We start from the raw sequence: 10,007 nt of genomic DNA on the forward strand, positions 1-10,007 counted from the left end.
GTATTTCCATTCCAAAAGTACTAGGCCCTAATTTAAAAGTAAGCAGTAAATAACCGACCGTATTTCCTGTGGCCGCCATATGGATTATGATTACCTCATCAAATAAATTGGTGAGGTGTTTTTGATGGATGAACAACCAGAAATCGTGCAAGTGAAAGTCGGTCGGACAACAGAAGCCCCAGCTTCTGGACCCGTCAAAGCGCTACAAATCAAAGTTGATGGCAATAAATCAGTTATTGTTTACAACCATGTCAACGGGTATATCCTCGATGCCGTCATGAAGGCGGTGTTCCCACATGATCATTGATACCAGCAAAATCGAACAAATCTACCTAGTTTGTGGTAAGACTGATTTGCGAAAAGGTATCGATGGACTCGCGGGTATCGTCCAGGAGCAGTACGATTTGGATCCATACTCGCAAGCACTGTATCTCTTTTGTGGTACACGCAAAGACCGCTTCAAAGCCCTCTATTGGGATGGCGACGGCTTCTTACTATTATATAAACGGTTAGAAAATGGCCATCTACAATGGCCGACCAATCAGCTTGCAATTCGCAGATTGGACCCGCGTCAGCTTGTTCGCTTATTGAGTGGTTGGGCGTTAGATTCGACGGTTCATAAAGTCTGCCCTCCAGGACATTGAAAGTGCTTTCTAGTTTGGAAAATGAGTGGTAAACTCAATGATAATAATCTTACATCAAGGAGGTGACACCCATGGCAGAATCAGAAAAGGATCAAATCATTCGCAAGCTCAAAGCAGAAAATAAGGGGCTTCAGGAACAGATTGCCTATCTTAGGCGAAAACTATTTGATCATAAATCCGAAGTATTAAATCCTAATCAAACGTCACTATTTGAGAAAGAAAATAGTGTTTTTAACGAACCAGAGCAAACTGGAGACCAAAGCAGCTCCGCGTCAAATCAAGTACGGCCAAAGAAATCAAAGAAAAAGACGCGGCGAGAAAAAGTAGATTCAAAGGTCCCAGTACGCGTAACCATCATTAAAACAGCTGATGGTAAATGTCCAGCAGGACATTCAGGCATCAAGCCGATTGGGACAAGATACGTCCGAGAAGAATTTCATTTCATTCCTGCCCGTGCATATCTGGAGAAAATCTACGAGCAAACTTATAAGTGTGAACAATGTGCTCATGATACGGCAACATCTGGTTTGTTCAAGCCATTGGTGCCACCGGCCTTGTTCCCACATAGTTTGGCTTCGGTCTCCCTAGTGGCAGAAATTATACATGATAAATTTGTCTTGGGGGTACCGCTATATCGGCAACTATCTGGGATTCGTCGTTTAGGTTATCAGACATCAGAAGCTACCTTGGCTAATTGGGTTAACAAATCTGCTCAACAGCTATTACCCCTCTATGAGGAAATTCATTGGCACTTGTGCTCGGCTCATCACCTGCAAGGTGATGAAACTCCAATCGAAGTTCTGAGAGAACCTGGTAAAGCCGCGACATCAAGGTCTTACATGTGGGTGGCGCGAACACCAATCAAACAACCAAATCCCATTGTCTATTATGCTTATGGTACCACACGTTCTGGTGTCTTTGCCCAATCCTTGTATGAAGGATATCTAGGCGTTTTACAATGTGATGGGTATAGTGGGTACAACCTACTTGGAAATAGCGTTCACCGCACAGGTTGTTGGGCTCATGTTCGGCGTAAGTTCTATGATGCATCTCAGTCACATATCAAGGGAGCTGACAATCTGCTTCACTTGATTGACGAGATGTTCGCCCTAGAACGGGAATGGCAAGCCTATTCACCACGAGTACGTCGTCGGCGACGTCGTAGTCGCTTGAGAAAAGTTCTCAAACGCTTTTGGCGTCTGATTGATCGTACCGAGGTCTTACCACAGTCTCGTCTAGGCAAGGCCATCGTCTATGCTCAAAAGCAGCGGCCGTATCTCGACCGGATTATCAATGATGGTGCCATTGATTGGAGCAATAATGCGGCTGAGCGTAACATGAAGAGTCTGGTGATTGGGCGAAAAAACTGGTTGTTCAGCACAAGTACGCAAGGCGCTGAAGCAACCGCTATTTGGATGACGTTTATTGAAAGCGCCAAGGCCAATCATATAGATCCGCGTCAATATTTGACGGATTTATTAAAAGCTTCAACGATTCTGCCAGCATTTCCAAAATCGGAAGAGTTGGAGGCTTATTTGCCATGGAATTATCGAAGACAGCAAAATATGGGCCAACGGAAAGACAATAATGAGGCCCAGGCGACGACGTTCGCCGCATAAACTGAAAAAGGAAAAGAGTGTTCTAAACTTCTCAAAAATCGAGAAGTTTAGAACACTCTTTTTGTATTGGAAATAATCTGTAAAACATAAATCAACACGGTCTGTTATTTACTGCTTACGTACTTAAAAAGCTAAGAAACTATTTGCCACCATATTTTCATATGAATATCTAAAATTTGAAAGTTTAATATTGCATACTTAAAAGGACAGCAGGTTTCCCCCTGCTGTCCTTTTAAGTACGCCGACAAAAATATTTTTCTTGGCTTCCCACACTGTTAACTACTTAATCGGTAAAAGCGGCTATTCCTGACCATCACTAATTTTAATATTCGTGGTAATAATATCAGCATCATCAGCAATGACCTTCTGAATATGGTTAGCATGAATGTATCCACTGATTGGATTCTTCACACTTTCAATCGTTGAATTTACTTCGGCATTGATATTCGTGCAGTATTCAAACGCTAGATTAGTATTTACTAATACACAATTTTCAAGCGTAATGTTATCCATATAACAGAATCCTTGATCACTTTCAATTGTGCAATTAACTAGTTTAATGTTTGAAGAATTCCAGCCAAAATATTCTCCCACAATTTTTGAATCATAAATCGTGACATTCTCACAATTCCAGAAAGCATCCTTGGTAATCAAAGTTGAATCATGGATCTCAACATTTTTAGCCCCGTCAAAGCCATAATTACCAACCAAACTAAGCTTATCAACTATAATATTATGACTATTCATACAAAAATAGTTACCAGCGGCCTCCACTGTGGACATGTAAATGTCACTACAATTCCAAAGTGTTTCATCTGCATTAGAAAAATGCACATGTTTTAATCTAATCTGGTTGGATTTTCTAAACGATTTTGGTGCCTGAAAAGTACTGTTCATAATTTGAATATCACTGGTGTACCAAATACCCGAACGGGCCATTTCTTCAAAAATGGTGTCATTAACCAACACTTTCTCACTATACCACAATGGATATTTCCACTTAAAAATGGCTTGTACTAGTTCAATATTAGTACTCTCTTTAAGGGGCGACTCACCGTCTCCAAACGTCGAATTTTCAATTCTTAAATCATGTGCTTTGAACAAAGCGCGTTCACCAGTTAATAATTGTTGTTTTACATCTTTCATAAATATCATCACTTTTAAAATTTGTTTTTTTGCTTCAAGTCGTCTAAACTTCTGGCCAACTCTGCATTTTGTTGTTTTAAATTTTCAATTTCAGATTGAGTATGGTCATGTTCAGCCTTACCTTCTTTTTTTCCCTGACCATGCATGCCTTTCATCATAAAAAGCATCATCAGCGGGCATAACAGAACCAGGGCATAATAGGCTAATGTCGAAATTAGTTGTAACATTTTATTTAACTCCTCGGTGTTTTAAGTTATCCAATTCTTGTTTCATTTTTGCATTCTCTAGTCTGAGATTTTCGTATGCGTCCTTACCTGAATCTTGGTTCGCATCACTATGGTCCATCTCGCATCCCATGGAACCAGATTCGCCATCAGTGTTTTTATGACCACGCATCATCCCCAAGTGCATTACACCCATTAGAACGAGCGCTATTATTACGCCATAACTTTGAATAAATTGAATCATTTAAATCGCTCCTCACTATAAGATTAATTTTCATGCAATGCTGCCCCATTGTATAAATCGATTTTTCTCACGCCAAAACGTCGATAAAGAATGAAGATCAGGCCCGTTATGAACAGTCCTAAAGAAAGTAGTTGCGAGATTCGAACTGATCCGACCATCAAGCTGTCGGTCCGCATTCCTTCAATTACGAAGCGTAATAATCCATACCAGACTAAGTAGAACCCGAAAATTTCTCCTCGCAGAAGACCTTTAATGCGGTGCCTGAGTAGTATCACAATAATGAAGCCTAATAAAGTTCCCATACTTTCAAAAAGGAAGGTTGGTTGTCGATAAGACCCAGATATAAACATTTGTTTCCGGAACACTTCTGGCAACCAGTTCAAATTAGTTGTTATTGCACCGTAAGCTTCTTGATTAACGAAGTTTCCCCATCTACCAATAGATTGGCCTAGTAAAACTCCCGGGATAGCAACATCCAATAAATCTAAAGGGTTGATCTTTTTTCTGTAACTAAAGATTAAAAGCACAATCGTTCCGGCAATTAAGCCACCATAAATCGCACCGCCGCCTTCCCAAAGCGCAATTATTTCATTTGGATGTTGCTTGTAATACCCCCATTCAAAAAGAACGTAGTAGGTTCGCACACCAATCAAACTAAATGGCACTGCCCATATCATAAAATCAGTTATATCATCAGTAGTTAGATGTCTTCGTGGCGCCTCTTTAGAAGCTAACCAGATTCCAATCAGCATCCCCGCTACGATGATAAGGGCATACCAGCGAATTCTCAGCGGCCCTAGCCTTAACGCCACTGTATCAATACTTGATAGAGCCAAATCCATAACACCTCTCCTTTCTTAGTAAATCCATTGTAAAAAAACAATGTGCAGAACTTGTGCAGATTTAAAATTTAATCTACACCGTTCTGCACATTTATAATTAGTCATAGGGCAGCTCAATTGTAAAAGTCGTGCCTCCATGTTGCTTACTTTTAACCGAGATATTTCCATCATGGAGCTTAATAATATCCTGAACGATCGTTAAACCTAGCCCAACTCCACCAGTCTTTCTAGTCCGTGATTTATCAACGCGATAAAAATGTTCAAATATATATGGTAAGTCGGCTGCATCGATGCCCTCACCCTCGTCAGAAATTTGAATGCTAAAAGATTTTGGAGATTGTTCGATATCAATACTGATGGTTGAGTTATCAGGCGAATATTTATAAGCATTAATAACTAGGTTGATTAATACTTGTTGCATTCTAGCATAATCCAATTTTGCTTCAAATTGTTGTGAACCGATAATATTCAAATGAATGTTTTTTTGATTCAAGATTCCCGCTACTTTTTTCATTAAGTCGTCCATTAAATTGGCGATAAGGACCGAAGATTTTTTTATTGAAAAATTATGTGCTTCAAATTGAACTAACGTCATCATGTCGTCCATCAAATGAGTCAACCGTGCACTTTCATCACGAATAATACTCAGGTATTTTACCCGTTCACCTTCTGATACTGATTCCCGACTGGCGATGTCCGTATAGCCTTTTATAAAGGTTAACGGCGTTCTCAATTCATGGGTAACGGCCGCAAAAAACTCATTCCGTTCCTTTTTCGTGTGTCGGAGTTTATTAGCCATGTCTTCGATTGAATTAGCTAAGTCCCCCAATTCATCCTGACTATCTATCGATAATGCTACGGACAAGTTTCCCTGGGCAATCTTTTTCGTTTCAGACGTTATTGCTCTGATGGGTAAGGTTAAATTTTTTGCGATAGATGCGGTTGCAAAAATAGTTATCAAAAACGTTAATATAACCAAAACTATGAACACGCTAGAAAAATCAAAGACCATTTTCTGAATCTGCTTAGTAGATAAGAACATATAAACATTACCAAGCAATTTGCCCTTTTTGATGATCGGTGATTTTGATACGAGATAACTTTTTTTCATCCAGTCAGAGTGTAAAACCTCAGATTTACCCTGACTAGCACTCGTGAATTTTGCAAGATGCTTTTTCATTTTAGAATTCACCACTTGTGAAGCCATCAAAGTTTGACCATCTGGACTTTGGACAATAATTGCCATATCAGTATCCCCTTTTTCAGTCAAAACAACATGTTTTATTGTTTGAGCAGTGAAATCGTTGGTCAAAACATGGGCATGGTTCTCCCCACGCTTGACTAAACTACTGGCCTGTTCATTGATCCAAGTGTTAACAACTAAAAGAAATAAGCTTATAAATATTCCCATTTCAATAGCAATCGCCATCAATAAAAATGACAGTCCTATTTTGACCGAAATCTTATGGCTAACCCTTTGTTTCATAATATTAATAGCTGCTTTTATCCTAACCATTTGTAACCAACTCCATATACGGTAATCAGCATCGAATCCACAGCAAAACCATTGTTTCTTAACTTTTCTCGTAAATTTCGGATATGTGAGTCGACGGTTCTATCATCAACCTCAGCGTTGTATCCCCAAATACGCTCAATTAAATGATTGCGACTAAAAATGTCATTTTTATTGTTCAAAAACAGCGTTAAAATATTGAATTCAATTGGCGTAATTTCGAGTTCTGCCCGATCGATACGCAGTTGATGAGTCCGCTGATCTAATGTTAAATTATTTGATTTTATTATGTCCATCTTCTCAGTACGCCGAACTAGTGCTTCAATTCTTGCCATTAACACATGCTCATCAAACGGTTTAGTAATATAATCATCAGCACCATTTTTCAAGCCAAAGATCATATCGTTATTTTGATTTAGGGCGGTCAACATAATGATTGGCGTATTATCAAATTCCCTGATTTTTTTACAAACTTCCCAGCCATCCATAACGGGCATCATGACATCTAATAGAACTAGATCAAACTTTTCATGTCTCAATCGCTCAATTGCTTTTACACCATCATTTGCCTTCTCGCAATGATAGCTATCACCCTCCAGATATAGCTGTAATAGATCTAACATTCGCGGTTCATCATCTATCAGTAATATATTTTTCACGCTTTCCCCCTGCTTTTCGTCTAAATAAAAAAGGCTCGCCGATCACGGCGGACCTCTCTTTGAAAATGACTTGTGTTATTTTTCCACTACCGTATAAAGACGGACATCATAACCTGCATTAGCTACCGCATCGCTTATTTCAGCTATCTGTAACTTATGTTTATCAAATTCAATGACGACTTCATCTTTTTCCAAGGTTACATTGGCATACTGCACGCCATTAGTTGCTTCGAGCGCATCCTCCACAATATGCTGACAATGTTCACAATGCATGTCATCAATTTTGGCAATTACTTTTTCCATGGGATCGCGATCCTCCTTAATTTGACGCTAGCTTATTTTCTTTTGGTAACCTGACATAATTAAGTAACAGCGAACTGATAACAACCGTAATGGAACTAAGCGCCATCGCGAGACCGGCTAGTTCCGGTGAAAGGATAAACCCGAGCGCATAGAAAATACCAGCAGCAATTGGAATCCCAACCACGTTATAAATAAAGGCCCAGAATAAGTTCAACAAGATGCGGCTATACGTTTTACGCGCCATAACCAGCGCAGTGACCACGTCCATTAAATCATTTTTTACGAGAACAATATCACCAGATTCAATTGCGATATCACTACCCGAACCCATGGCAATCCCAACGGTTGCAGTTGATAACGCCGGCGCGTCATTAATACCATCACCCACAAAAGCAACCGGCGCTTTTTCTTCTAACTCCTTAATATGTTGCGCTTTATCTCCAGGCATAACATCGGCAATAACTTCATCAATGCCAATTTCCTCAGCAATCGCCGTTGCCACCAGTTTGTTATCACCCGTTAACATAACTGTCCGAAAACCGGCTTTCTGCATTGCCTTGATTGCGGCCTTCGAAGTTGGTTTAGGTGCATCTTGAATCCCAATTAAAGCAATAATTTGCCCATCGTAGCCTACCAAGACCACCGTTTTTGCTTGCGCTTGAAGTTTGGTCATTTTATTTTTCAGATCAGTTGTCATATTAAAATCATCTGCTAATTTGTCATTGCCGATAAAGGCTTGCTTTCCATCAATAACGGCCTGGACGCCTTTACCACTGATAGCTTCAAAGTTTTCAGCTTGTAAGGGCACGACACTTTTGGCTTTTGCTTCATTTAAAACGGCTAAGGCTAGTGGATGTTCTGAAGCACCTTCAAGCCCGGAAGCAATGCTAAGAATCTCGGCTTCTTCAAATTTACCAGTTGAAACGATATCCGTTACTTGTGGTTTACCAACAGTAACGGTCCCAGTTTTATCCATAACAACCGTTTTAATCGTGTGAGTAGCCTCTAAGACTTCACCATTTTTAATTAGAATACCAAGCTTGGCGGAACGTCCCGTCCCAACCATCAATGCAGTCGGAGTAGCAATCCCCAGAGCACATGGACAAGCAATAATCATAACTGACACGGCGAAGATCAAGGCGGTAACCGGAGTAGCCCCTAAAAATGCATACCAAACAACGTACGTCAAAATAGCAATCATCAAAACAACCGGAACAAAAATGTTTGAAATGGTATCAACGGTCTTTTGAATTGGTGCCCGCGAGTTCTGTGCTTGACGAACCATTTCAGCAATATTCGACAACATTGTTTCAGAACCAACTTTGGTTACTTTAAAAGTAAATGATCCCGTATTATTGAGGGTTGCACCGATAACCGCGTCACCAGGTCCCTTTTCGACGGGCATTGATTCTCCCGTAACCATTGATTCATCAAGTGTAGATTGCCCTTCAACAATCTCACCATCAACAGCCACTTTTTCACCCGGCTTAACACGAACAACATCACCTTCGACAACCTGATCAATGGGAAGTTTTACAAATTCGCCATCGCGAAGGACTTCCGCTTCTTTGGCTTGCAGATCCATCAGCTTATCAACCGCCGATGAAGCTGACGACTTCATTTTTTCTTCAAAAACGGAGCCTAATAGTATTAAAGTAATCACAACCGCCACAGCTTCAAAATACGTACCAGCGGGTCTAGTAAACATGGCATAAATACTATAAATGTACGCAATCGTAGTACCTAATCCAACTAGGGTATCCATGTTGGCGTGATGGTTTTTAAATGAAACGATGGCAGTATGCAAAAATGGCAAGCCCGCAAACCAATAAACTAATGAACCAAACGCGAACAAAATCCACACACCATATTTTTCTCCGCCCAACATGGAGCCGCCAAAGCTCATAAACATATTTATGAGTAACGGTACTGAGCCAATCACACCAATGATGAATCTTTTCATAACTGACATAAGCTTTCCTCCTCAAATATCGAGCGTTATTATTTAACGCGATAGTTGCCCTTAACCATGTTCATACCACACGTCCATTCATAATTTCCTTTTTGAGGTGTAAACCTAACCGTTACCTGCTGATTGAGTGGTAGATCATATAATTCGCCGTTGAACTTGACTTGTTGCGTGCAGCCCTTATCAGCGACTCTCGTAAACGTAACCTCCGCTGGCTTACCAGCTTTTAATTTGAAATTATTTGGCGAATAGCCGCCATCAACCGTGATATTGATTTTATTATTATTTAATCCAAGCATAAACCTAGCTCCTTTGTTATTTGATAACGATCTTGCCATGAAACATGTGCATTCCACATGAATACTCGAACTCACCCGCTTTAGATGTGTCGATTGGAATCGCTACGTCTTGATTCATTGGCAACTCGGCGTCCACTCCGAAGTCTGGAAAAACGACTTTCTCAAGACAGGTCGTTGAATCTTTCCGATTAAAGACTAATTTTACAGGGGTATCTTTTTTTATTTTTAAAACAGCTGGATTAAAGCCGCCGTTGACGACCACTTTAGCTGTTTGACCATCTTTCGTTGTAACTGCAGTTGCTTGACTCTCACTATGTTTGCCAAAAAACCACCAACCAATAAAAACGATCAATATTACTCCAACTACTACTGTAAGTATTTGTGCCATATCATTTCCTCCTCTTAGGTAATAACGGTTATGTTTCTTTTCAATAATTTAAGATTACATCTGTAAACGTAGAAAATCAACACTAAATTTACATTTGTAAACATAAATTGAAAATTTTTTGAGAAATAAAAGGTAGATTGTAAAATTAATCCGAACG

The 10,007-nt window shown here is 39.9% G+C and carries 13 protein-coding genes; 3 read left to right on the forward strand and 10 right to left on the reverse strand.

Going from position 1 to position 10,007, the window contains the following annotated elements:
* The first annotated feature begins 124 nt into the window (after nucleotides 1-124).
* The 3 genes from ATN92_RS03590 (at nucleotide 125) to tnpC (ending at nucleotide 2,263) form a co-directional block, all read left to right on the forward strand.
* Nucleotides 125-307 (forward strand): hypothetical protein, encoded by a 183-nt coding sequence (locus ATN92_RS03590; protein ID WP_003646555.1) that lies wholly within the window; start codon nucleotides 125-127, stop codon nucleotides 305-307.
* Nucleotides 297-644, forward strand: coding sequence for an IS66 family insertion sequence element accessory protein TnpB (gene tnpB, locus ATN92_RS03595; protein ID WP_003646556.1), 348 nt, complete (start codon nucleotides 297-299; stop codon nucleotides 642-644). The genes ATN92_RS03590 and tnpB overlap by 11 nt, the downstream gene beginning before the upstream one ends.
* Before the next feature lie 71 nt (nucleotides 645-715).
* Nucleotides 716-2,263: an IS66 family transposase gene (tnpC, locus tag ATN92_RS03600; RefSeq protein WP_056950614.1), complete on the forward strand. Its 1,548-nt coding sequence runs from the start codon at nucleotides 716-718 to the stop codon at nucleotides 2,261-2,263.
* Between the two features lie 300 nt (nucleotides 2,264-2,563).
* Here the strand turns inward: tnpC and ATN92_RS03605 are convergent, their stop codons facing one another.
* From ATN92_RS03605 to ATN92_RS03650, 10 genes are all read right to left on the reverse strand, one after another.
* On the reverse strand, nucleotides 2,564-3,409 hold the full coding sequence (locus tag ATN92_RS03605; RefSeq protein ID WP_056950617.1) for a DUF3737 family protein: 846 nt from the start codon (nucleotides 3,407-3,409) through the stop codon (nucleotides 2,564-2,566).
* Nucleotides 3,410-3,423: 14 nt separating this feature from the next.
* On the reverse strand, nucleotides 3,424-3,636 hold the full coding sequence (locus ATN92_RS03610) for a DUF2933 domain-containing protein (protein ID WP_039098575.1): 213 nt from the start codon (nucleotides 3,634-3,636) through the stop codon (nucleotides 3,424-3,426).
* A gap of 1 nt (nucleotide 3,637) precedes the next feature.
* Nucleotides 3,638-3,877, reverse strand: a complete 240-nt coding sequence (locus ATN92_RS03615; protein ID WP_033615025.1) for a hypothetical protein — start codon at nucleotides 3,875-3,877, stop codon at nucleotides 3,638-3,640.
* Nucleotides 3,878-3,900: 23 nt separating this feature from the next.
* Nucleotides 3,901-4,719 carry a prolipoprotein diacylglyceryl transferase gene (gene lgt, locus ATN92_RS03620; RefSeq protein WP_033615027.1) on the reverse strand — a complete coding sequence of 273 codons (819 nt, stop codon included), beginning with the start codon at nucleotides 4,717-4,719 and terminating at the stop codon, nucleotides 3,901-3,903.
* A gap of 97 nt (nucleotides 4,720-4,816) precedes the next feature.
* Complete coding sequence (locus tag ATN92_RS03625) at nucleotides 4,817-6,235, reverse strand: sensor histidine kinase (RefSeq protein WP_056950624.1); 1,419 nt, start codon at nucleotides 6,233-6,235, stop codon at nucleotides 4,817-4,819.
* On the reverse strand, nucleotides 6,223-6,891 hold the full coding sequence (locus tag ATN92_RS03630; RefSeq protein WP_082604466.1) for a response regulator transcription factor: 669 nt from the start codon (nucleotides 6,889-6,891) through the stop codon (nucleotides 6,223-6,225). The genes ATN92_RS03625 and ATN92_RS03630 overlap by 13 nt, the downstream gene beginning before the upstream one ends.
* A gap of 75 nt (nucleotides 6,892-6,966) precedes the next feature.
* A complete protein-coding gene (locus tag ATN92_RS03635; protein WP_033615028.1) occupies nucleotides 6,967-7,194 on the reverse strand; it encodes a heavy-metal-associated domain-containing protein in 228 nt (75 codons plus the stop codon).
* A gap of 16 nt (nucleotides 7,195-7,210) precedes the next feature.
* Nucleotides 7,211-9,166 (reverse strand): copper-translocating P-type ATPase, encoded by a 1,956-nt coding sequence (locus ATN92_RS03640; protein WP_032811341.1) that lies wholly within the window; start codon nucleotides 9,164-9,166, stop codon nucleotides 7,211-7,213.
* 29 nt (nucleotides 9,167-9,195) lie between these two features.
* A complete protein-coding gene (locus ATN92_RS03645; RefSeq protein WP_032811340.1) occupies nucleotides 9,196-9,462 on the reverse strand; it encodes a cupredoxin domain-containing protein in 267 nt (88 codons plus the stop codon).
* A gap of 16 nt (nucleotides 9,463-9,478) precedes the next feature.
* Nucleotides 9,479-9,850 (reverse strand): cupredoxin domain-containing protein, encoded by a 372-nt coding sequence (locus ATN92_RS03650; RefSeq protein ID WP_032811339.1) that lies wholly within the window; start codon nucleotides 9,848-9,850, stop codon nucleotides 9,479-9,481.
* Nucleotides 9,851-10,007: the final 157 nt, after the last annotated feature.

The organism is Companilactobacillus bobalius (assembly GCF_009764355.1).